Source organism: Marinobacter salexigens (assembly GCF_002806945.1).
GTDB lineage: Bacteria > Pseudomonadota > Gammaproteobacteria > Pseudomonadales > Oleiphilaceae > Marinobacter > Marinobacter salexigens.
Map to the genome: position 1 here is coordinate 25,075 of NZ_NIHC01000006.1, position 22,047 is coordinate 47,121.

The 22,047-nt window shown below is 53.8% G+C and carries 26 protein-coding genes, 1 tRNA gene, 1 pseudogene and 1 riboswitch; of the genes and pseudogenes, 17 read left to right on the forward strand and 11 right to left on the reverse strand.

The annotated features are described in order from the left end of the window. The first annotated feature begins 47 nt into the window (after positions 1-47). Positions 48-145: riboswitch (TPP riboswitch) on the forward strand. 67 nt (positions 146-212) lie between these two features. Genes thiB through CDH47_RS12395 form a run of 7 tightly spaced genes read left to right on the forward strand, consistent with a single transcriptional unit; the run spans position 213 to position 7,170 of the window. Next, complete coding sequence (thiB, locus tag CDH47_RS12365) at positions 213-1,217, forward strand: thiamine ABC transporter substrate binding subunit (protein ID WP_100640217.1); 1,005 nt, start codon at positions 213-215, stop codon at positions 1,215-1,217. A 9-nt stretch (positions 1,218-1,226) separates the two neighbouring features. Then, positions 1,227-2,951 carry a thiamine/thiamine pyrophosphate ABC transporter permease gene (gene thiP / locus CDH47_RS12370; protein WP_100640218.1) on the forward strand — a complete coding sequence of 575 codons (1,725 nt, stop codon included), beginning with the start codon at positions 1,227-1,229 and terminating at the stop codon, positions 2,949-2,951. Further along, complete coding sequence (locus CDH47_RS12375) at positions 2,944-3,558, forward strand: thiamine ABC transporter ATP-binding protein (RefSeq protein WP_100640219.1); 615 nt, start codon at positions 2,944-2,946, stop codon at positions 3,556-3,558. The genes thiP and CDH47_RS12375 overlap by 8 nt, the downstream gene beginning before the upstream one ends. 47 nt (positions 3,559-3,605) lie before the next feature. Further along, positions 3,606-4,769 carry an MlaE family ABC transporter permease gene (locus CDH47_RS12380; protein WP_205077579.1) on the forward strand — a complete coding sequence of 388 codons (1,164 nt, stop codon included), beginning with the start codon at positions 3,606-3,608 and terminating at the stop codon, positions 4,767-4,769. Positions 4,770-4,772: 3 nt separating this feature from the next. Next, positions 4,773-5,603: an ABC transporter ATP-binding protein gene (locus CDH47_RS12385; RefSeq protein WP_100640220.1), complete on the forward strand. Its 831-nt coding sequence runs from the start codon at positions 4,773-4,775 to the stop codon at positions 5,601-5,603. A 2-nt stretch (positions 5,604-5,605) separates the two neighbouring features. Further along, a complete protein-coding gene (locus CDH47_RS12390; protein WP_100640221.1) occupies positions 5,606-6,544 on the forward strand; it encodes an MlaD family protein in 939 nt (312 codons plus the stop codon). After that, a complete protein-coding gene (locus CDH47_RS12395) occupies positions 6,541-7,170 on the forward strand; it encodes an ABC-type transport auxiliary lipoprotein family protein (protein WP_100640222.1) in 630 nt (209 codons plus the stop codon). Before CDH47_RS12390 ends, CDH47_RS12395 begins: the two co-directional genes overlap by 4 nt. Here CDH47_RS12395 and pgsA read toward each other — a convergent pair. From pgsA to CDH47_RS12415, 4 genes are all read right to left on the reverse strand, one after another. Then, the gene (pgsA, locus tag CDH47_RS12400; RefSeq protein ID WP_100640474.1) at positions 7,167-7,718 is read right to left on the reverse strand and encodes a CDP-diacylglycerol--glycerol-3-phosphate 3-phosphatidyltransferase; all 552 of its coding nucleotides are present in this window, start codon (positions 7,716-7,718) and stop codon (positions 7,167-7,169) included. The genes CDH47_RS12395 and pgsA overlap by 4 nt on opposite strands. A gap of 7 nt (positions 7,719-7,725) precedes the next feature. Then, a complete protein-coding gene (gene uvrC, locus CDH47_RS12405) occupies positions 7,726-9,588 on the reverse strand; it encodes an excinuclease ABC subunit UvrC (RefSeq protein WP_100640223.1) in 1,863 nt (620 codons plus the stop codon). Then, on the reverse strand, positions 9,572-10,231 hold the full coding sequence (uvrY, locus tag CDH47_RS12410; RefSeq protein WP_100640224.1) for a UvrY/SirA/GacA family response regulator transcription factor: 660 nt from the start codon (positions 10,229-10,231) through the stop codon (positions 9,572-9,574). Before uvrY ends, uvrC begins: the two co-directional genes overlap by 17 nt. Positions 10,232-10,330: 99 nt before the next feature. Beyond that, a complete protein-coding gene (locus CDH47_RS12415) occupies positions 10,331-10,582 on the reverse strand; it encodes a hypothetical protein (RefSeq protein ID WP_100640225.1) in 252 nt (83 codons plus the stop codon). 119 nt (positions 10,583-10,701) lie between these two features. Here CDH47_RS12415 and CDH47_RS12420 point away from each other — a divergent pair, with 119 nt between their 5' ends. Beyond that, on the forward strand, positions 10,702-11,406 hold the full coding sequence (locus CDH47_RS12420) for an AzlC family ABC transporter permease (RefSeq protein ID WP_100640226.1): 705 nt from the start codon (positions 10,702-10,704) through the stop codon (positions 11,404-11,406). Continuing rightward, a complete protein-coding gene (locus CDH47_RS12425; protein WP_100640227.1) occupies positions 11,399-11,749 on the forward strand; it encodes a branched-chain amino acid transporter permease in 351 nt (116 codons plus the stop codon). Before CDH47_RS12420 ends, CDH47_RS12425 begins: the two co-directional genes overlap by 8 nt. Before the next feature lie 12 nt (positions 11,750-11,761). Here the strand turns inward: CDH47_RS12425 and CDH47_RS12430 are convergent, their stop codons facing one another. Beyond that, positions 11,762-12,160 carry a DUF1330 domain-containing protein gene (locus CDH47_RS12430; protein WP_100640475.1) on the reverse strand — a complete coding sequence of 133 codons (399 nt, stop codon included), beginning with the start codon at positions 12,158-12,160 and terminating at the stop codon, positions 11,762-11,764. A gap of 127 nt (positions 12,161-12,287) precedes the next feature. On the opposite strand from CDH47_RS12430, the pseudogene CDH47_RS17710 reads away from it, so the two are divergent. Then, positions 12,288-12,377 (forward strand): annotated as a pseudogene (locus CDH47_RS17710) (AEC family transporter); the annotation flags it as partial. Positions 12,378-12,483: 106 nt separating this feature from the next. Here the strand turns inward: CDH47_RS17710 and CDH47_RS12440 are convergent. Beyond that, entirely contained in the window at positions 12,484-13,248 is a 765-nt protein-coding gene (locus CDH47_RS12440) for a fructosamine kinase family protein (RefSeq protein ID WP_100640228.1), read from the reverse strand. An 87-nt stretch (positions 13,249-13,335) separates the two neighbouring features. On the opposite strand from CDH47_RS12440, the gene CDH47_RS12445 reads away from it, so the two are divergent. Beyond that, on the forward strand, positions 13,336-13,935 hold the full coding sequence (locus tag CDH47_RS12445; RefSeq protein WP_100640229.1) for a DUF938 domain-containing protein: 600 nt from the start codon (positions 13,336-13,338) through the stop codon (positions 13,933-13,935). A 60-nt stretch (positions 13,936-13,995) separates the two neighbouring features. Here CDH47_RS12445 and CDH47_RS12450 read toward each other — a convergent pair. Further along, positions 13,996-14,086, reverse strand: a tRNA-Ser gene (locus CDH47_RS12450). A gap of 212 nt (positions 14,087-14,298) precedes the next feature. On the opposite strand from CDH47_RS12450, the gene CDH47_RS12455 reads away from it, so the two are divergent. Together CDH47_RS12455 and CDH47_RS12460 are read left to right on the forward strand one after the other, a co-directional pair. Then, positions 14,299-14,829 (forward strand): isochorismatase family protein, encoded by a 531-nt coding sequence (locus tag CDH47_RS12455; protein ID WP_100640230.1) that lies wholly within the window; start codon positions 14,299-14,301, stop codon positions 14,827-14,829. 70 nt (positions 14,830-14,899) lie between these two features. Then, positions 14,900-15,550, forward strand: coding sequence for a cupin domain-containing protein (locus CDH47_RS12460; RefSeq protein WP_100640231.1), 651 nt, complete (start codon positions 14,900-14,902; stop codon positions 15,548-15,550). Positions 15,551-15,577: 27 nt separating this feature from the next. Here the strand turns inward: CDH47_RS12460 and CDH47_RS12465 are convergent, their stop codons facing one another. From CDH47_RS12465 to CDH47_RS12475, 3 genes are read right to left on the reverse strand one after another with little or no spacing between them, the layout of a single operon-like run. After that, positions 15,578-16,765 (reverse strand): MFS transporter, encoded by a 1,188-nt coding sequence (locus CDH47_RS12465; RefSeq protein ID WP_100640232.1) that lies wholly within the window; start codon positions 16,763-16,765, stop codon positions 15,578-15,580. 1 nt (position 16,766) lies between these two features. Next, positions 16,767-17,594, reverse strand: coding sequence for a CheR family methyltransferase (locus CDH47_RS12470; RefSeq protein WP_100640233.1), 828 nt, complete (start codon positions 17,592-17,594; stop codon positions 16,767-16,769). 40 nt (positions 17,595-17,634) lie between these two features. Further along, positions 17,635-18,564 (reverse strand): chemotaxis protein CheV, encoded by a 930-nt coding sequence (locus CDH47_RS12475; protein WP_100640234.1) that lies wholly within the window; start codon positions 18,562-18,564, stop codon positions 17,635-17,637. Between the two features lie 189 nt (positions 18,565-18,753). On the opposite strand from CDH47_RS12475, the gene flgA reads away from it, so the two are divergent. The 3 genes from flgA (at position 18,754) to CDH47_RS12490 (ending at position 20,470) form a co-directional block, all read left to right on the forward strand. Further along, the gene (gene flgA, locus CDH47_RS12480) at positions 18,754-19,455 is read left to right on the forward strand and encodes a flagellar basal body P-ring formation chaperone FlgA (protein ID WP_239985769.1); all 702 of its coding nucleotides are present in this window, start codon (positions 18,754-18,756) and stop codon (positions 19,453-19,455) included. A 210-nt stretch (positions 19,456-19,665) separates the two neighbouring features. Beyond that, complete coding sequence (gene flgM, locus CDH47_RS12485; RefSeq protein ID WP_100640235.1) at positions 19,666-19,992, forward strand: flagellar biosynthesis anti-sigma factor FlgM; 327 nt, start codon at positions 19,666-19,668, stop codon at positions 19,990-19,992. A 7-nt stretch (positions 19,993-19,999) separates the two neighbouring features. Beyond that, the gene (locus tag CDH47_RS12490; protein WP_100640236.1) at positions 20,000-20,470 is read left to right on the forward strand and encodes a flagella synthesis protein FlgN; all 471 of its coding nucleotides are present in this window, start codon (positions 20,000-20,002) and stop codon (positions 20,468-20,470) included. Here the strand turns inward: CDH47_RS12490 and CDH47_RS12495 are convergent, their stop codons facing one another. Beyond that, on the reverse strand, positions 20,471-21,214 hold the full coding sequence (locus tag CDH47_RS12495; RefSeq protein ID WP_100640237.1) for a cyclic di-GMP-binding domain-containing protein, MshE-related: 744 nt from the start codon (positions 21,212-21,214) through the stop codon (positions 20,471-20,473). A gap of 285 nt (positions 21,215-21,499) precedes the next feature. Between CDH47_RS12495 and CDH47_RS12500 the strand changes: the two genes are divergently transcribed. Further along, the gene (locus CDH47_RS12500) at positions 21,500-22,042 is read left to right on the forward strand and encodes a peptidylprolyl isomerase (RefSeq protein ID WP_239985786.1); all 543 of its coding nucleotides are present in this window, start codon (positions 21,500-21,502) and stop codon (positions 22,040-22,042) included. Positions 22,043-22,047 lie beyond the last annotated feature (5 nt).

The following is a 22,047-nucleotide window of genomic DNA, read 5'->3' on the forward strand; positions in this document are numbered from 1 at the left end:
TTCTCCTTGCCTCTTACCATTGCCAACCGCCAGCATGGTACACTGTATTCAACTCAACGGGGTGCCGGGCAAATGCCGGGCTGAGACCATACCCGCGGAACCTGATCCGGATTATGCCGGCGAAGGGATTGAGCACTCACCACAGCCGGTGGGGCCCGCGACATGGCAGCCAATTATGGCCACCCCTCACTTGTTGCGGAGGATACACCACCATGCTCACCCGAGCGTTTGCACTGCTCCTGCTTGCCTTGGCTTGTGCGCCTGCCTATGCCCAGAAGGCAGCCACTCTCACTGTGTATACCCACCCCTCGTTTGCCGCAGAATGGGGCCCAGGGCCAGCCATAAAGGAAGCCTTCGAGCAAACCTGCAATTGCCGGATCAACTATGTGGTTCTGGACAGCGGCGGCGATATTCTCCAGCGCCTGCGCCTTGAGGGCGAAAGCACTCAGGCCGATGTGGTTCTGGGGCTGGACACCGCCACCATGGAAACTACCCGGCAAACCGGTTTGCTGGCAAATCATGAAACCGATCTTTCGGCCCTGACTCTGCCCATCAAGTGGCAAGACCCGGTATTTGTACCTTACGACTGGGGCTACTTTGCGTTCGTTTACGATACCGAACAACTGCCTGAGCCGCCAAAAAGCCTGGAAGCACTGATCACTGCCCCTGATGACCTGAAGATCATCATCCAGGACCCCAGAACCAGCACCCCCGGCCTTGGCTTGCTGCTCTGGATGCGCCATGTATACGGGGATCAGGCAGCTGAAAAATGGCAGCAACTCAACGGCAAGATTCTCACCACAACCAAGAGCTGGAGCGACGGCTATTTCTCGCTGTTTATGAACGGTGAGGCGCCAATGATTCTCTCCTACAGCACCTCCCCGGCTTATCACATGGCCGTGGATAAGACTGACCGTTACCAGGCCGTTCAATTTGATGAAGGCCACTACCTGCAGGTTGAGGTAGCCGCTCTGGTGGAGTCATCCAGCCAGAAACAGCTTGGGCGTGACTTTCTCGACTTTATGCTGACTGCAGATTTCCAGCGGCACATTCCCCTTAAAAACGTGATGTACCCGGCCACTGACCTGGGCGATGAATTGCCGTCTGTTTTCGGCAGGCTGATCCAGCCAGAGGAAGCGTTGTATTTTGAGCCTAAAACGGTCAGCGATAGCCGCCGCCAATGGATGAACGAGTGGCTGGATGCCATGACACGCTAATCACGGCCCATGAACAGCCTCCCTGAACACCCACAACATTCGCCAGCTTCACACTTGGCACCTTGGCGGTCTGCCCCTTTCAGCCATTCCGGTTGGCGGCTCTGGCCGGGGCTCGCGATTGTCGGTGCGCTGGTGCTGCTCTCTCTAGCGGGTTTGGGCGCGCTTGTCTGGGAGGCTTCCCTGCCGGAGGTCAGCCAACTCTGGCAAAGCCGTTATTTGCGCACCGTGATCACCTTTACCATCTGGCAGGCGTTTCTTTCTGTTGTACTCAGCCTGGTTGTGGCTATTCCGATTGCCAGAATTCTTGCCAGGCAACCTGCATTTCCCGGGCGTGCTGTTCTGCTGCGGCTGATGGAACTGAGCCTGGTGCTGCCTTCAATTGTTGCGGTATCCGGCCTGGTTAGCGTGTATGGCCGTCAAGGCTGGTTCACTGGCTTTGCCAACGACTGGCTTGGCGCCTCCTGGAATCTCTATGGCATCAACGGCATTGTCCTGGCCCATGTGTTTTTCAATGCGCCGTTGGCAGCGCGGATTCTGCTGCAGGCCATTGAGGGCGCCCCGTCATCGCAACTCAGGGTAGCGGCCCAGCTCGGCCTTGGCCGCTGGTGGTACTGGCGTGCGGTGGAGTGGCCGGCCATAAAGCCGGTTCTGCCCGGTGTTGCAGCCCTGGTATTCACCCTTTGCTTTACCAGCTTTGCCATAGTGATGACTTTGGGCGGGGGGCCTGCGGCAACCACCATAGAGGTTGCCATCTACCAGTCTTTGCGCTTCGAATTCGATTCCGGCCAGGCTGCGCTTCTTGCCATGGTTCAGCTGTTGATCTGCGGCTTCCTCTGGTGGCTGGCAGCGCGCCGTGGGCTTACCGCTTCTCTACTTCCAGACAGGCGGGTAGCTTCCCACCGCACCAAGGCCGGCAGCACTCTCTGGGCCCGCATGTCAGATGGAACTGTTCTGGTAGTGTTTGTGCTGTTTCTGGTGATGCCGCTGTTGGCCATCTTGATCAGAGGGCTTCCCGGCATGGGGAGCGCCTTCTTCCCGCAAGGTAGCTTCTCGGTAAATCCCGCTCTGCTTGATGCCACAATGAGAAGTTTGGCTATCGCCCTGCCCGCCGGTTTGATGTCTGTATGCGCGGCCCTGCTTATTCTGGCTTCCGGAACCACCACAAAGACACCTGCTATCACCCGGCTTACCGATGTAGCAGCCTATTTACCTTTGATGATTCCGCCGCTGGTTCTCGGCACCGGCCTGTTCCTGCTGTTTCGCCCCAGCCTTGGCAGCTCAAATGAAGGGTTGATATTGGTTACCTTGATCAACGCCATGATGGCGCTGCCCTTTGTTTTGCAGATGCTAAAAGGGCCACTGGGTAGCCTGGATTCCGCCAGCCGCCAACAAGCAGATCAGCTTGGCGTACTGGGCTGGTATCGCTGGCGCTGGCTACACTGGCCGAGAATGCGCCGGCCACTGGCCCTGGCCATGGCCTACGGCACAGGCTTATCGCTGGGGGATTTCGGTGTTATCGCCCTGTTTGGCACACCGGGCCAGCCTACCTTGCCAGTGTTGCTTTATCAGCAACTCGGCAGCTACCGAATTGATGCAGCCGCTGCCACAGGGCTTTGGCTGGTGCTGCTTCTGCTGGCGCTGTTTAGTCTTTTTAGCAGATTGGGTTCGCCTTGGTATAAAACCGGCCTGGCGGCCAAACCATCCCGAAGTGTTCCGGAGCCTGAACATGCTTGAAGTAAGAAACCTGGTATTTGCATACCCGGACCAGGAGCGCCCATGGAATTTCGATTTCACTGTGGAGTCGGGGCAATGCATCGCCATTCATGGTGCCAGTGGATCCGGGAAGTCTACCCTGATGAACCTGCTAGCAGGTTTTCTTGAGCCACAATCCGGCGATATTCTTTGGCAAAACGAAAGCCTGCGCCAGCGGCCACCCTGGCAACGACCAATGACCAGCGTGTTCCAGGAGCACAACCTGTTCGAACACCTTGATGTAGAGACAAACATCGGGCTTGGCATCCACCCTGGTTTAAAACTCACACGGGAGGATCAGCAGGCTATCGATAAAGGCTTACACAGTGTTGGCCTTGGCGGACTGGGCAAGCGCATGCCCGGCGACCTCTCCGGCGGTCAGCGGCAGCGCGTTGCGCTTCTGCGGGCGATATTACGCCAGCAACCAGTGATGCTTCTGGATGAGCCACTTACGGGCCTGGATGCCGATACGCGGGATTTGCTCCGGCAGATCCTGCTTGAAGAGAAAGCCCGGGGTACACTCATTGTGCTGGCCAGTCATGATGAAGAAGACCGTCGGATACTGGCAGATAGCGTTCACAGCCTCTAAGCTAGAGAGCTAACAAACCAACCAACGGAATTCTGACACCCGTGCCCATCCGTGCCAGCTCCCCGAAAAATCAAAACACTTCACCGAATAAACGCCAGCCGGGATCTCTGGCGAGCGAAAATGGCAAGCTGATTATTTGTGGTGACTGGACGCTGGCCGACTATACGGCACTCAAACACCATGTTAAGTCGCGCTCTGACCAAAGCTGGACTGTCCCCAATATTAACCTCGAAAATCTTGGGCGTGTTGATACCGCAGGCGCATCACTTTTGGTCAGCCTTCTAGGGACAGAAACACTCATTGCACTGGCAAAAGGCAACGCCAATCTGCCCAAGGAGCTGAGCGCGCTATTGCTCGCCGTGGCAGAGGCAATGAAAGAGAAACCCGCACCTGAGCCGGAAAGCCTGGCACCGACCACTCTATTTTTGTCAGAAACCGGCAAAAGGGTCGAAGCGGTCTGGCACCTCACCTACCTGTTAGCGGGTTTTATTGGCCAGATTGTCGCAACGTTGCTTGCTATTTTGCCAAGGCCTGGTCGCTGGCGCGTAACACCGTTCGTAGCGGCCATCCAGAATACCGGGCTCAACGCTCTTCCTATTGTTGCTCTGCTCACATTCCTGGTAGGCGCCGTAGTGGCGTTCCTGGGGGCCACCGTTCTGAAAGACTTCGGCGCCACCATTTACACCGTCAACCTGGTCGCTTTCTCCTTTTTAAGGGAGTTTGGTGTTCTGCTAGCAGCCATTTTGCTGGCAGGCCGCACGGCGAGCGCCTTCACCGCCCAAATCGGTGCCATGAAAGTGAACGAAGAACTGGATGCCATCCGCACACTGGGGCTGGACCCGGTTGAGTTGCTTGTGGTTCCGCGTGTTCTGGCAATGATGGTCAGCCTGCCTATTCTTACTTTTGTAGGAATGCTTTCGGGCTTGGTGGGCGGCGGGCTGGTTTGCGCCATTGCTCTGGATATTACGCCAACACAGTTCATGGCCATTGCAGAACGGGACATTGCACTCAAGCACTTCCTTGTTGGCATGTCGAAAGCACCCATCTTTGCCTTTTTGATTGCTGCAATCGGGTGTCTTGAGGGCTTAAAGGTAGGCGGCAGTGCACAGTCCGTTGGTGTGCACACCACATCCAGCGTGGTGCAGTCTATTTTTATGGTGATTCTTCTCGACGCCGTAGCAGCGCTCTTCTTCATGGAAATGGGCTGGTAAACCATGACGAAGCCACAACCTCATAAAACCAACCCCCAGTCCTCGCCTGTCATCGCAGTGCGCGGGCTTGATAACCGGTTTGGCAGCCATATTGTTCATAAACATCTTGATCTCGACCTTTTCAGGGGAGAGATTCTGGGCGTTGTTGGTGGTTCCGGAACCGGTAAATCTGTGCTTCTGAGAAGCATCGTGGGCTTGCTCAAGCCTTCAGCAGGCCAGATACGGGTATTTGGGAAAGACCTCGATGAACTCAGCGCAGCGGAGCGTTCCGAAACCGAGCAGCGCTTTGGGGTTCTGTTTCAGCGGGGCGCGCTGTTCACATCGTTGAATCTGCTGCAGAATATTTCTTTGCCTTTGATAGAGCACTGCGGCCTTTCCCGTTCAGATGCCGAAGACATCGCCTGTATGAAGCTTAGCCTCACGGGGCTGCCACCAGACTCTGCGCTCAAGTACCCGTCGGAACTTTCCGGTGGTATGGTCAAGCGTGCGGCGCTGGCACGGGCTCTGGCCATGGATCCGGAAGTTCTGTTTCTGGATGAACCTACCGCAGGCCTGGACCCAATTGGCGCAGCCGCTTTTGACAAATTGATTGTGACTCTTCGGGACGCATTGGGGCTGACTGTGTTTCTGGTCACCCACGATTTGGATACGCTCTACACGTCCTGCGACAGGGTCGCCGTTCTGTCCCAACAAAAGGTTCTTGTGGCAGACAGGATCGAAACAGTCGCAACAACAGACGATGACTGGATCCAGGACTATTTTCAGGGCCCCCGCGGACGGGCCGCCAGCTACGCATTCCGGGCTCAAAAACGAGCCGGCTACGGGAGTAAGTGATTATGGAACCAAAAGCACACCACCTGGTCATCGGCCTGTTTACGTTGATCGCGGTGTTGGCTGCCTTGCTGTTCGCCTTGTGGCTGGCCAAGTCCTCTGCAGACCGCGAATGGTCCTATTACGAAATCATTTTTGACCAGACTGTAGGCGGCCTTTCCAAGGGCAATCCTGTTCTTTATAGTGGCGTGGTTGTGGGCGATGTACTGGATTTGAATCTCGACCCGGACAAGCCTGGTCACGTGCGGGTTCTGGTTCGTGTTGAACAGAGCGTCCCCGTGCGCAAAAACACTCGTGCCGGCCTGGTGTTGGCCAACATTGCAGGCAGTATGAGTGTTCAGTTCAGCGGCGGAAGTAAGGACAGTCCTGTACTGAATGGCACCCGATCTGCCCCCGCATTGATTACCGCCGAACCTTCAGCCTTTAAAAGCCTCCTGACCAATGGCGAAGCCCTTTTGACCAAAGCAGAACAACTGCTCACCAGCGCTAACACGCTTCTCTCCAAGGAAAATACTGAAAACCTGACCGCTATCCTGAGCAATACACGCCAAGCAAGTGAATCCCTGCTAGACAGCCGAGAGCAAGTAGTGGCTTTGCTGACACGCATGGACGATGCCAGTCAACGTGCTGCCGAAGCCGCGTCAAAAGTCTCCAGTGTGTCGGATAATGCAAACGCCCTGCTGCACAATGAGGCGAAATCGGTACTAAACAGCATGAACTTAGCCATGACCAGAGTTCAGGAAACTGTTGTTCGAATAGATGATTTAACCCGGCATAACGAAGGCGCGCTGGATACAGGGCTTCGGGGTATGGGCGAGCTGGCACCCGCATTAAGAGAACTTCGCAGCACCTTGAGAAATCTGAACCAATTTACCCGTCGTCTCGAAGAAGACCCCAGAGGCACTCTCTTGGGCGGCCCCGCAATCAAGGAGGTGTCCCAGTGAACAGATCGACTGCAACAGCCTTAAGGGCAGCGGGCATCGCTCTGAGCATTTCAGGAATACTGACTGCGTGTACGGTATTTCCTGTGCCAGAAGCACCCAGAGTTATGGATCTCCCTGTGCCTCAGGCACTCAAAACAAACACGACAAGCCGGCCGGAAAGCCTTCGGATTGATACACCCAGGGCTTCAAATCCTTACAACAGCTCGCGAATTCTGGCAAAACCTCAACCATGGGAGTTCAGGGTATACGGTGGCGTTCGGTGGCGGGATTCAGTGCCGGTTCTTTTGCAGGATATGCTTGCGGGTGCGTTCAGGGCTAGCGCAAGTTTTCAGCATGTGGCCATAGATTCTGGACCAGGCAATACTGACCTCAACCTCGCCACAGAGATTATAGCTTTTCACGCTGTCACCCATAGCGACAGCACTCGGGTGACTATCGAGGTATTCGGGCAACTGGTCGACAGCCGCTCACAGAAAACCCTCTGCTCTAACAGCTTCACCGTCTCCAAGCCTGCCGGAAACACCAATATTGACGAGGTAGTTCTAGCCTTCGGCACCGCCGGGGACCAACTTGCAGACGAAATTATCGCCTGGGCAAAGAATTGTAACGCGGCGCCCCCGGGTTAATTTTTTTCGGGAAACAGGTCTGGCCAGGCAGCTTTGATGTACAGCCCCATAGACCAAAGCGTTAATATTGCAGCGATATACAGCAGCCCTACCGCGATATCCGACAGAAGCTGTCCGGGGGGGAAGGCCAACAACCCCACAATCGAAGCCATCTGTGCTGTGGTTTTAATCTTGCCGATATAAGACACAGCTACGCTTGCGCGGCTACCGATTTCAGCCATCCATTCCCGCAGTGCGGAAATCACAATTTCACGGCAGATTATCACCGTTGCTGGAATGGTCAGCAAAATTGCAGAATATTCCTGAATCAGCATTGCCAGTGCGACGGCTACCATCAACTTATCTGCAACCGGGTCGAGAAAGGCACCGAAGGGTGTGCTTTGATCAAGCTTGCGGGCAAGGTAGCCATCCAGCCAGTCCGTTGCCGCCGCCAACCCGAAAATCGCTGCACTGGCCATATAGCTCCAATGCATGGGGAGATAAAACACCGCCACAAAGACCGGGATCATGATGATGCGGGAGAGTGTGAGCAGGTTCGGTAAATTCATACGATTATTACTCGTCATGCAATGCTGCGTATATGTTTTCAGCCAGCGCCTTGCTGATGCCCTGAACCTTGGCCATCTCATCAACACTGGCTTTGCGTAGTTCCTGTATACCACCAAAATACCGGATCAGTTCCCGGCGCCTTTTGGGGCCAACTCCTTCAATGCCTTCCAATGTGGACTGGCGGCGTTTCTTGTCGCGCCCGGCACGGTGCCCGGTGATAGCGAAACGGTGGGACTCATCCCTGATGTGCTGAATCAGATGCAGCGCCGGGGAATCAGCTGGAACCCGGTAAACGTCGCCGGTCATGGCGTCGATCAACTGCTCCATACCTGCGCGCCGGGTTACGCCCTTGGCCACACCAATAAGGGGAATATCCGAAATCCCGAGCTCATCAAACACTTCCCGTGCAATACCCAACTGGCCTTTGCCACCATCAATGAATATAAGATCCGGTCGCTTGCCTTCACCCGCAACCATGCGGCGGTATCGGCGGGTCAGCACCTGTCGCATGGCAGCATAATCGTCCCCGGCTTTCACACCGTCAATATTATACAGCCGGTAATCGCTTTTAAGGGGGCCATTCTCATCGAAAACAACACAGGATGCGACGGTATTTTCACCGTGACTGTGGCTGATATCGAAACACTCCATTCTCGAGGGCGTTTCTGCAAGCTCCAACATGTCACGCAGCGCCAGCAAACGGCGATATACGGTTTCCTTACTTGCGATATGGGTAAGCAGGGTTTGCCGCGCATTGGTCATGGCTAATTCCAGCCAACGCCGGCGCTCTCCGCGAACATTACCGCGGATGCGGGTTTCCCGATTGGCGGCATCGGAAAGTGCTTGAGCAAGCAAATCCTGACCGTCAACCTCAACAGGAACCAGAACATCTTTTGGAATCTCGCGCCGTGCGTTGCCACCAAAATAGTACTGCCCGAGAAACGCGCTTAGCAACTCGCCCTCTGATTGCTCAAGTGAATAGCGGGGGAAATAATCCTTGGTACCCAGAACCCGGCCACCGCGCACAATAATGACCACAATGCACACCACCCCGGCGTCTTGCGCTATGGCAACCACATCTGCGTCCCCGCCGCCGCTCTCCATAGACTGCTGCTCCTGAACATGGCGCAGATGGTTGATCTGGTCGCGGTAAGCAGCGGCTTTTTCGAACTCGAGACTTTGGGCGGCCTTTTCCATGGCATCCATGAGATCACGGAGAATCGCAGGTTTTTTCCCTTCCAGAAACATGGTGGCGTGCCGGATATCCTGCAGGTAATCCTCGGGTGAAATATAACCCACGCAAGGCGCGGTACAACGGTTGATCTGGTACTGTAAACAAGGCCGCGACCGATTTCTGAAATAGCTTTCACTACAGGATCTTATACGGAAAACCTTCTGCAAAACGTTAAGACTTTCCTTGACAGCGCCGGAGCTCGGAAACGGCCCATACCAGGTGCCGCCACCCTTTTTCGTGCGCCCACGCCGAAAGGTCAGCGAGGGGTAATCACTGTGGGAAGAAACATAAATATAGGGGTAGGATTTATCATCCCGAAGCAAAATGTTGTACGGCGGGCGCAGAGACTTGATCAGGTTCTGCTCTAAAAGCAGGGCTTCCGTCTCACTGCTGGTAATGGTTACTTCGATGGAGGCAATCTTTGCAACCAGGGCTTCCGTTTTGGGTGCCAGGCCTGTCGTCCGGAAATAGCTGCTGACCCGTTTTTTCAGATTCCCGGCTTTTCCCACATACAGCACCGAGCCTCCGTCGTCATACATTCGGTAGACGCCAGGGCGCTCGGTTAGCTGTTTCAGGAAGTGTTTACTATCAAACCCCTCACTGTTTTCTCTTGTGGGATCAGACCTTGTGGGCATCGAGTAACCCGAGCCGTACTGCCATCAGGGCCAACTCAACATCACTGGAGATCTCCAGCTTTTCAAAAATCCGGTAACGGTAGCTGTTAACGGTTTTCGGGCTAAGGCAGAGTTTGTCTGAAATGTCCTGAACTTTCTGGCAGTCCACTACCATCATGGCTATCTGCATCTCGCGCTCTGACAGGCGATCAAACAGCGATAATTCGCCCTCTTCTTCCTTGTCGCCACCCAATTGCTTGAGGGCCATCTTTTGGGCTATTTCCGGGCTGATATAGCGCTGCCCGGAGTGGGCCATGCGAATGGCGCGCACCATTTCCCGAATATCCGCACCCTTGGTGATGTAGGCGGAAGCACCGCTTTGCATTACGCGCGCGGGGTAAGGATCATCAGCACACGCGGTTACAACAATGACCCGGATTGTATCGTCGATTCGCAAGATGCGCCGGGTTGCTTCCAGACCACCAATGCCGGGCATACGGATATCCATCAGTACAATATCCGGGCGCTCTTTGCGCACAAATTCGATAGCATCCTCGCCAGACGGTGACTGGCCGATCACATCAATATCGGGATTGTCCGCAAGCATCCGGGTTATCCCGGAACGAACCAGCTCATGGTCATCTACAACCAAAACCCTGATCAAAATTCACCTCGCATACTGCTTTCGGAAACCAGCGCGATTGTACCGTTTACAAACGCTCCCGGGTAGGTGCAAACCGAAATACCCCGGGAGGTTAACCGATTACTCAGGCGCACCAAGCCCAGCAGTATTCTCCAGGGGATCAAACCAAACCACCAGGTCACCGGTGTTAATTGCGGCTAACACGCGGCTGCGCTCGGCCATGGGGTATTCCGTATCATTCAGTCCGTGGTAACGCGTGCAATACTCTTCAGCCAAGCCAATCAATTGATCTTCCGTTAGCAAGCTCTTATCAACAATGAACCTTTCCTCGCGAGGATCAGGTTGTGGCAAGTGCCCTCTTTCGTCACTCATAGTCTCTCCTGTGAAGACACGTATCTTAGGGTTTATGCTTATGAAGTAGAACCCCGGGCCGCTTTCAAAATCCCGGTTGTTTCTCTATTATTCTTGGTTTTCAGAAAGTTTGGATGCTAATGAACCCCCTGGTTTTTCGCCTTACGCTGCCAATTCTCTTTGGCTATCTCCCATTGGGGATGGCTTTTGGAGTGCTGTTCTCAACCCAGCTGGACTACGCGTGGTGGGCAGCTCCGCTCATGGGCGTCGTGATTTACGCCGGGGCTGGCCAAATTCTGGCCGTCAGTCTTCTGGCTGCTAGCGCGGGCATGCTGGAAGTGTTTATCGCGATGTTCGTGCTTAACGCACGCCACCTTTTTTACGGTCTCTCGCTGCTTGGGCAATTCCGGGGAGCGGGCTGGCGCAAGCTCTATCTAATTTTCGGCCTGACTGACGAGACCTACTCCCTGCTCACTAGCCGGGCGCGCTCACAAGACAGACTGCATGAGCTGGATGTTGATTTCCGGATAACCGCTTTCAATCAGGTGTACTGGGTGATTGGCTGCACTCTGGGCGCTTTGCTGGGCCGCAACGTGGCATTTGATAGCACCGGAATTGAGTTTGCGCTTGTGGCGCTGTTTATTGTGCTAACCATCGAGCAGCTCAAGGCATTGGGAGACGCTTTCCCGGTATGGACAGGCGCGGCTGCTGCGGGCCTTGCCATGATTGCACTACCTCCGGCCCACCAGCTGATCGGTGCTATTGCCATAGTGACTGCGGTACTTCTACTGCAGTATCGCAGTCTGCGGGCAAACCCCGCTAAAGAGAGTCGCAGTCATGTCTGATACGGCCTATCTCACAGCGTTCATTGCCGTTGCAGCAGTCGCTACCTTTGCAACACGCATCATTCCGTTTTTGTTTTTTGAACGCCATACTGAACACCCGCTCATCAAACACCTGGGCCGTTACTTGCCCGCGGCTGTTATGGCCTTGTTGGCCACAGTCTTTTTACAGCGCTCCGCTGACTGGAGTGCCGCCTTGCCCGGGTTTGATGCGATTCTGGCGGGGTTACTTGTGGTGATAATTCACCTGTGGCGCCGCAACGCCCTGCTTTCTATCGCTGCAGGCACAGCGGCATATATGCTGATACGCCAGACTGGCGTCCTGGAGTCCGGGCTTGTAGGCTGAATATGTTTAGCCTTAAGCTTCCAGATTAGCAACAAGCCTGGAATCGCTTAAAGCGGCCGTGCGATGTTTGACGACTCCTTTGTACTCAGGGCTTTCAATCATTGCCATGAAGGCATCAATTGACGGATAGCGCACAAGCAACACGTGGTCCCAGGACTCATCGGGTGGAGCAATGAGAGAACCAACACTGCGACCAGACCAGATAACTTCAGCGCCCACAGCGCTTACACAGGCAGCTGTCTCTCGCATATAAAGCTGATACGCTTCGCGACCGCTTCGCTCTCCGGACTCTTCCACATAGCTTGCCTTATCGCGGAACTGCAACAGGTTCAGCATTACAACGGGCTGGTCTCTGGGAGTGTCAGCCAGAACCTTCTTCAACTGTTCCGGCGCAGGGTTAACGACGTTCATGCTGGGCCTTTTTGATGTTTTAGGTTTGAACATACTATAGCCCACCCCTTACAGGCTTCGGCAAGTGATTTCATTACCGTTACGTCAGATCTATCATACAACCCCACCCCCCTAACTTGCGGGCCACCTTGGCCTGGAGCTGCGAAGAGTCGGTTGGATTGATGACACCTTCGTGCTCACCGCATCCGCACTGGTTTTCAAAGCCACGCTGCCAACATCATCGCAATCACCACGCTGATGGCAAGCATCACCATAACCTTGGGAGTGTTCTTTCCGAAAGGTATCTGCCTAATATAAGGTTTATTTTCAGTAGCTTACCGGTTTTATTCGACAACTCGCTCAAGCATCGAAAGCCCACGTTTGCACCCTTCCAGATAACCGTGACCGAACAGGTTGTAGTGGTTCAGGTAATGGTAGAGATTGTAGATGTCACGCTTTTGATCGTATACCAGGGAGCGTGGATATACCCGGTCATACGCTTCGTAGAACGGCAGACCAAAACCGCCGAACATTTCGGTCATGGCTATATCCGCCTCCCTATCGCCACAATACACCGCTGGGTCGATTAACCAGGGGGTCTGTGCGTCGAACAATGCATTGCCACTCCAGAGATCCCCATGCAGGAGGCTGGGATGGGTGCAATGCTCATTCAACCAGGCAGCTAGTGCACCTCCATGTTTGCTCAAAGCTTCCCGGAACAGCGCTTTCACGGAAGGCTCTGCGATCCTCGAGACTTGATAACCAAGACGATTTTCAACAAAAAATTCGCCCCAACTATCGGACCAGCGATTCGGTTGAGGTGAAAACCCTATAAAGTTGTCCCGCGCCCAACCGTAGTGCGACCTCGGGCTCATGTGCATCTGAGCAAGCCCCTCTCCCAACATCTCGAGCATGGTGGATGTCGCAGGCCGGGACTCTATCGCTTTAATCACCATTTCCGTTTCGCTGACGCTGTGGACCTCTGGAACCTGAATACGGGATACTCCGGCATCGCGAAGCGCTGCCCTCAGGCTTTCAAGGCCTTCCGCCTCACATATCAACGCATTCGCGTACCCGGTTTCATTATGTTTGGTGAATACGCCCGCCATTATTCTCCTTGGACACTGCCGGTCTCAAACGTTAGATTCATATGAAGCTTGGCATCTCCAGCACTCAGCGACAAATCAGGGCCACCAATGTCTGAAGGAAAACCTTACTCTCAAGCCTGTGAAAATAATAAACAGGTTATTCTCGAAAAGATTGCCACGGTATTCACTGCCCCGGGAACCCTGCTGGAAATTGGCACAGGCACCGGGCAACATGCGGTTCATTTCGCCCGTAATCTGCCACACCTGCAGTGGCAACCTAGCGATCACCCAAGCAACTTCCAGCTTTGCATGCCTTGGTTAAAAGAGGCAGGGCTGCCAAACATCAGCAACCCCTTACCTTTGGATGTCAGTGTATCTGATTGGCAACTCCCGCCAATCAACGGTGTTTTCTCGGCAAACACTGCCCACATCATGTCGTGGCCGGAGGTTAGAGCCATGTTCCGGGGTGTGGGTGCTATTCTTGAGGCGGGCGAAGCCTTCTGCCTGTACGGGCCTTTCAACTACGGGGGGCAATTCACCAGCGCCAGCAATCAGCAGTTTAATGCTCATCTGCAGCAGCGGGACCCGGAAATGGGGATAAGGGACATGGCCGACCTGAAACAGCTGGCTAGCAATAATGGAATGGCACTTGAGAACGATTTTGCGATGCCGGCGAACAACCGTTTAACGGTGTGGAGAAAAGACTGATTGGATCATGTTTTTGGAGCAATAAAAAACCCCGACAATCACTTATCGGGGTTTTCGTATTGGCGGAGAGGGAGGGATTCGAACCCTCGATACGCTATTAACGTATACACGCTTTCCAGGCGAGCGCCTTCAGCCACTCGGCCACCTCTCCAATAAACTGTTTCAAATCAGCTATATCGTCGCTCATTTGAGGGCGCAAACTTTAATGGTTTTAGTCGCGCTTGGCAACTCCCTTGTGATAATTCCCGGCAAATTGTTTTATTTCCGCCAATATATAGTCAGTAAGGTGCTCGCCATTCATGTTGCGGGTACCATGGCGCTCCCTATTTATTCAATGCGTTAACCAACGCCTGGAGACTATCTATGCTCATGAAATCGGAACAATCGACGCTACTGCTGATAGATGTTCAGGAAAAACTGATGCCTGCGATTGCTCACGGCCAGGAAGTGGTCAGTCGTTGCATAACCCTTGCGACAATCGCCGGGCTTATAGATGTACCGGTACTGGCCACAGAGCAGTTACCAGAAAAGCTAGGGCCGAACGTGGAGGCTGTAAAAGAGCTTTGCCACAGCACCCTTGCCAAATATCACTTTGACGCCTGCCCGGATGGGCTGGTAGAAAACCTGCCTGAAGGCCGACAGCACGTTATTGTAGCCGGCTGCGAAACCCATGTGTGCATGATGCAGACAGCCCTGAGCCTGATTGATGCGGGGTACAAGGTATGGGTGGTTGCCGATGCAACGGGCTCCAGGAACGAATTCGACCGGGATGTAGCCCTGGACCGGCTCAGTGATAGCGGTGCCCGCATTGTCACCGTGGAAATGGTGGCTTTTGAATGGATGCGGCACTGCAAGCATCCTGCATTCCGTGACATTCAAATGCTGATCAAGTAAGTGCAGGCGCTCATCCAGCTTGAGCTCTGCACCGTATGAACTGCCGTACTATCTAGTCAAGAGGCACTTAATGTTAAACATGGATTTTGGCCGCAGAGTGGTCGTCCACACCAGAGAAGAAGAGTGGCTACCAAGCCCGGCTAACGGAGTCTTCAGGAAACCGCTTGCCAGAGAAGAAGCTGAGCGGGGACACGCAACCAGCGTTGTTCGTTACGAGCCCGGCGCCTCTTTCAGCCGACATGAGCACCCCCTTGGCGAGGAAATACTCGTTCTGGAAGGAGTATTTTCAGATGAGGATGGGGATTACCCCGCTGGCACCTATCTGCGGAACCCACCGGGCAGCGGCCACGCACCATTCAGCAAGCCGGGCTGCACCTTGTTGGTAAAGCTGCACCAGTTTGATGAGCGCGACCTCAACACCGTACGGGTTGATACCAATAATACCGAATGGTTACCAGGTATTGGCGGCCTTGAGGTAATGCCCTTGCATGAATTCGAGCACGAACATGTAGCCCTGGTTAAGTGGCCAGCGAACGAGACGTTTCAGCCGCACAGGCACTTTGGTGGCGAGGAAATCTTTGTTCTCACAGGCGAGTTTTGCGATGAATACGGCCGTTATCCTGAGGGCACCTGGGTACGAAGCCCCCACATGAGCCAACACCGTCCGTATGTGGAGAAAGAGACCATTATTTGGGTAAAAACAGGCCACCTGCCCTTTTAACGAATAGGCCAGCAGCAGGCTCAAGCATCAATTCGCTTCATTCGACCGGGCATTCCCGCGAGTTAGCCAAAACAACATCAGTAGCCCGTGGACAACAAGAAAAGGCACTGCAACCATGACCAGCGCAGACCAGCCAAGCCAGGATAGAATCACACCGGCTGACAAAGCGGCTGTGGCCTGCGAACCGAACACGAACACATCGTTAAGGCCCTGAACCCGGAAACGTTCGGCCTCGGTGTATCCGCGCGGCAACAAGGTGGTACCGCCCACGAACAGGAAGTTCCACCCAATGCCGAGCAACAACAGTGCCGACAGATAGTGGTGAAAACTGATACCAGTTGCAGCCAAAACAATACACCCAAGATACGCCAGCAATCCGGCGCCCATCATCAAAGGTATGCCAACCACCCGTGTAAGCCAGCCACTGATGAGCGATGGCAGGTACATGGCCATAATATGAAGCTGAATGACCCGTTTCGCATCATCCAGGTCGTGGCCGGCCATTTCCGTCATACTCAGTGGCGTAGCGGTCATAATAAAACTCATTACCGCGTAGCCTATGGCGGCGCCGCTGATGGCCACCCATATCAGCGGGTTGGCGAGTATGTCCTTCATCGGCCGGCCACCACTGGTGTGGGTTGCCCTCACCAGCTCATTCTTGGCCCGATAACCGAGCCCCAGTATTACCAGCGCCGCAAACTGAACACCTGCCAGGGCAACCCAGCTTAAAAGAAACGGGTGTTCCGCCCCCTCCCCGTTGCCAATTGAGGCAACTTCGGGCCCCAGCCAGGCCGCAATCAGCCCGCCAAGCAACACCCTTGCAGCCGCAGAACCCGCCATATTGTCGGGCACCGATTCCATGGCGGCAAAGCGGTACTGGTGCACCACGGCCAGCCCGGTTCCACCAACCACGGCGGCCAGGCACAGTAATGGGAAAAGGGCGAGCCAGGAAGCCAGTGCCCCAAGAATACCCGCCAGCATCCCCATTGCTGTACCAAGCAACATTACCCGTTTGCGCCCTACGCGCTCCATCAGCCAGGTCGCGGGCTTAATGGCAAGCACAGTTCCCACCACCACAAGCCCAACGGGCAGAGTTGCATACTCCGGTGTTTCAGCCAGCAGGCGCCCCTGAATGCTTCCAATAAATACGATGAATGGCGCTGTACACATGGCCAGCGCCTGGGCTGCGACCAGCACCCATACGTTGAAAGGCATTTTATTTTTTCCTGTAAATGATTCCGGGGTGGCACTGAACCATTTCGTAAAGATCCGACAGGCCATTGAGCGATTCTGATGCACCCAAAATCAGATAGCCGCCAGGGTTCAAGGTGGCGTGAATACGGGTAAGGATGTCTTTTTTAAGGTGCGCGGAGAAGTAGATCAACACATTGCGGCACATCACGATATCGAACTTGCCCAATATGTAACGTTCAAGAAGGTTGAGCTCTTTGAACTCAACCATACTTTTGATTTCGGGTTTGATCTGCCAACCGCCATTGGCAGACGGAGTAAAATAGTGTCTCTGGCGTTCCGGTGACAACCCTCTACCGATAGCGATCATCTCATACTCACCGCGGCGGGCCACCTCCAGCACACTTTTGGATATATCCGTTGCGGTTACTTTGACATTAAGCAGTTTTCCGGGTTTCTGGCGGCGAAACTCATCAACGATCATACCAACGGAGTATGGTTCCTGGCCGGTAGAGCATGCGGCAGACCAGACACGCAGAGGGGTTGCGGGCGAACGGGCCGCAAATTCAGGAAGCAGCTTTTCCTGCAGGATACGGAACGGGTGATTATCACGAAACCAAAGGGTTTCGTTGGTGGTCATAGCATCGATCACCACCTCTCTGAGCCTCCCCCTGCCCGACTTATTAAGAAGCCCAAGAAGCTCCCCCAGAGTGCTCAGATCGTTCTCTTCGAGAATCCGCCGTAGCCGGCTCTTCACAAGGTATTGCTTGTTTTCGCCCAGCAAAATACCACACGCGTCCTGCAGGAACGATTTGAAGGCTTCATATTCCTGTGGGGTAATGTCTGCTTTCATTGGTTCTCAGTTCTGTATGAAGTGCCAGTCGAACACAGTGTCAGTTCTGGTCAATAATTTCCATGATCCGTTCAGCCAACTCATCCGGACTGAACTTTGCCATAAAGTCGTCCGCGCCAACCTTTTTTACCATCGCCTTGTTAAACACACCGCTCAGGGATGTGTGGAGCATTACAAAGAGATCACTGAGTGCGGGGTCACTTTTTATTTTGGTAACCAATGTGTACCCATCCATCTCAGGCATTTCCACATCCGAGATAATCATTGAAAAATGATCCGTAGCTTTTGAGCCGTCAGCGGTAATTTCCATAAGAAATTCGTGGGCCTGCTTCCCGTCATTTCGCATGACCACGTCCATCCCAATCGCCGTCAGGCAGCGCTCAAGCTGTCTACGAGCAACCGTAGAATCATCCACTACAAGAACCGGCAACTGCCCCGGCGCCCTTTCAGCACTCTTGCTGCGAATATCTTCAGCCACATCATCCTGAAGCGGAGAAACTTCTGAAAGAATCTTCTCTACATCAATGATTTCCGCCAACTTATCATCAATTTTGGTAACAGCCGTAAGGTAGATATCCTTACCTGCCACTTTCGGGGGTGGAAGAATGTCTTCCCAATTCATATTCAGGATCCGGTCGACACCGGTTACCAGAAAGCCTTGGGTTTTCCGGTTGTACTCTGTAATGATCACAAAGCTGTCGGGCAACTCTTCCTGCGGAATACCCGGCAAACCAATAGCCATGCTCAAGTCAATAACCGGAATGGTCTCCCCCCGGGTGTGTGCCACGCCGCGAACAACAGACCGGCTGTTAGGCATGGAGTACAGTTTGGGGCACTGAAGTACTTCCTTCACCTTGAACACATTAATGCCGTATATCTGCCGCCCTCGCAGGCGGAAAAGAAGAAGTTCAAGACGATTCTGCCCTACCAGCTGGGTGCGCTGGTTTACACTGTCCAATACCCCTGCCATCGCAGTCTCTCCTGGCCGGTCAGATGCGCCGGCATACATTTTGCTGTTCTATTACATTGAGTGGTCAGTGCGACGTAAAAACGTCGCCTACAAGCGGATCGGCCTGCTTAACGGCCAGAGCACCACAATCCTTAGGCATTTTCAGTGAAATTTGCCGGAATACAGACAGCATAGGACAAACCAGCCGATATGCGCACCCAGCTTTTTGTATGGTTCTTGTTGATGGCGAGCTTGATCAGTCCGGTTCAGGCAGAAACGACTGCGGATGAGATACGCGTTGCAGCCACTTCATTCCTCAAAGCCTTCGCAAAAGAGCAAGGCAAAAGGGCCTACGAAGTTGCATACGAAACCGGCCACATTGATAGCAGGCTGGCCCTTGCCCCCTGTACTGCCGCTCTTTCAGTAGAATTTACTGGCGACCCATGGAAAACCGAGCACCCCTCACTTCAGGTAGCCTGCAGCGGTGAACGCCCATGGCGAATGTTTGTAACCACCACTGTCTCCATCCGCGGCCCTGCACTGGTTGCGGCACGCCCTCTTGGCCGCGGTGAGCGGATTACAGGCAGTATGCTCAAAACCCGGCCAGTGATTGTAAACGCAAGTCGTCGGGGAATCATTTCTGATGCACAACTGATAAAAGGCATGATCGTGCGCCGTCCCGTAAATGCAGGCTCCGTGATCACGCCTGATCTGCTGGAGGCACCAAACGCTGTTAGCCGGGGGGATCATGTTATTATCACTGCCCGCCGCGGGTCCTTTTCTGTTCGCTCCCGCGGCAAGGCCTTGGCTAACGCGTCAATAGGAGAGCAGGTTCTGGTAGAAAACCTGGGCTCTTCCCGTACTTTGAGGGCGAACGTCATCGCTCCGGGGCACGTTGAAATACCAATGTAACTACGATGACGGCAGATTCATTCCGGTGGCAATAACATGCCGCCGGATTGCCCAAGCCGCAGGTGACCGCAAGTCGTATTAAAAAATGTGACAATTTGTTAACAAAAAATGCACGCCTGACCCTAAAGTATGGCGGTGCTATGCCGTTAAATAGTTATAAACCCAAGTCAGCCCGCGAAGGTGCGGCTTAACCGTAAAGCAGGTATCGATATGTCAGTTGACTTAAATGGAATTGGCCAAGGCCAGGTCAACACCCAGAGAACCACGGCCGATAAGTCCGCAAACACCCAGAGCGCCAAGCAAGCCACTCCTGAACAGGCTAGCGCGAAAGCTCAGAGTGCCCGCGGTGAAAACGTAAACCTGAGCAGTCAGGCCAGGAACCTCAAGCAGCTCGAACAAAAACTTGGGGACTACCCTGAGATGGACGATGAGCGAATCGAACAGATTCGTTCTGCGCTAGAAAATGGCACCTATAAAGTCGATGCAGAAAAGCTGGCCCAAAAAATGCTTGATATGGATAAAAGCATTTTTGGATGAGTAAATCATGGCTGCAACTGACGATCTGAAACATCTTATTTCTCTGGATATCCGCCAGCTCGAAACCTTGGCGGATATCCTGAAGAAAGAGAATTCCTGCCTGTCTGAATCCAATGCCAAAGAGCTCGAATCACTGACTCGACAAAAGAACGCCATTTTGGGAGAGATTCGGGAGCGCGCAAAGCAGAAGATTCACACGCTAGTGGCAATGGGTTTTCGACCGGACAACGGCGACCCCACACGCTTCATTCGCAGCGCCGGCCTTGATGACCTTTACACCCTCTGGCTTGAAGCCGACACAAAGCTCCGCGAGTGTCACACTCTAAATGAAAACAACGGGCGTATTGTCAGCCATCTGCAAAAACGCCTGAACCGGCTTACCGACATCTTCCGGGGAGCTTCTGGCCAACAAAAACTCTATGGCGCCAAAGGCCAGCAAACAACCGTGTCAAGCAGAACGGTGCTTGCCAGCGCCTGATTAACGGGTATAGATGGTCATTTTGGAATCGGGGCTGAAACGAATGTCCTGGATACTGACATTCCCCATGGATGGACTGCCCCCACCCCTGACCCGGATATTATCCATGCGAATTTCTTCAATGCGCTCAGGAAAGGCCATGGTGACCCTGCCATTCTCAGCCACCGTGTAGCGTGGCTCTCCTTCCCGATAATGGACTCCAGAGATAGAGAAATCTGAATCCAGAACATTAAGCACAGGGACAAACACGTTTGCGGTGAGCTTCATGCCCTCTATGACATCAGGCTCTACTTGGCTGTTACTCCCTTCAGCATCCGCGCTACCTGCCATGCTACCGACACTGGCAACATGATCAAACAAAGAACTATTGCGCTGTCCAGAGACCGCGGACAACTCGTCTTCTGTCAACGGCGCCATTCCAGCCACATTGAAAAGCTGACCCGCTTCTGCAGCCTGAGCTGCACTCGCATTATTACTCGCCGCAAATGTAACCAATGGCTGGAAAGGAAGCGTTGCCATGGTGACCATAGCTGCTGCGTTGCGATAACGGGATTGATGCTTCAGCACCCGCCCAAGTTCTTTCTCGGTTATCCAACCGGCGGCAATGAACACTTCGCCCAGGCGGACCCCACTCTCGCGCTGCAATCTGAGGCCTTCGGCAACCTGGTTCTCTGACAGGTAACCACGATTGATCAGCAGTCGCCCTAGTCGTGACTTTTCCTCAAATCCTTTATGGAATCTCACTAAGCCTCTCCCATTTCCTACAGTGATTACCGTACATCCCGACCCGGTGAGTTAGTTACTGCTCAAAGATCCATAAAATATTAGCTGATAGCTGCGGAAACTGCGCGGACGCGTGTCTCGAATAATCAATCAAATCTGATAAGATCGGAGCACAATTGAGCGTCCCTGATTATTACAGGAAACTCACCTGCTGCTAAACAATCTGAGAGCCTGGCAATGACAAATTTGGTAAAACCCCTGAGCAATGTGATCCATGCCGTACTTATATTTCTTGGCTTGTCGCTTATGACCCTTCAGGCTCATGCCGAAACCAATTCAAACGATGCAAACTCTGAACTACCAAAAGTACGCATACTAACGAGTGAAGGAGCAATTGAGCTGCAACTTCGCCCGGATGTGGCTCCAAAAACAGTAGAGAACTTTCTGCAATATGCCCGCGACGGATTTTTTGACGGCACTATCTACCACCGGGTCATTCCCGGCTTCATGATTCAGGGGGGCGGCTTTTCAGAGGATATGGCGCGTAAGCAAACCCGTCCTGCCATCCGAAACGAAGCCTCACCAACCTTACCCAACCTGCGCGGCACGGTTGCTATGGCAAGAACTAACGCGCCGGATTCTGCAACGTCCCAGTTTTTTATTAACGTTGCCAACAACGACTTCCTGAACGCTGGGGTTCGTGGTGCCGGCTACGCAGTTTTCGGGAAAGTTACGTCAGGCATGGGTGTCGTCGACAAGATTGCTGGCGTAAAAACCACCCGAATCCGTGGAATGGCCGATGTCCCCGTAACACCAGTAATCATCGAAAGCGTTAGCCTGGTGGAGTAGCACGG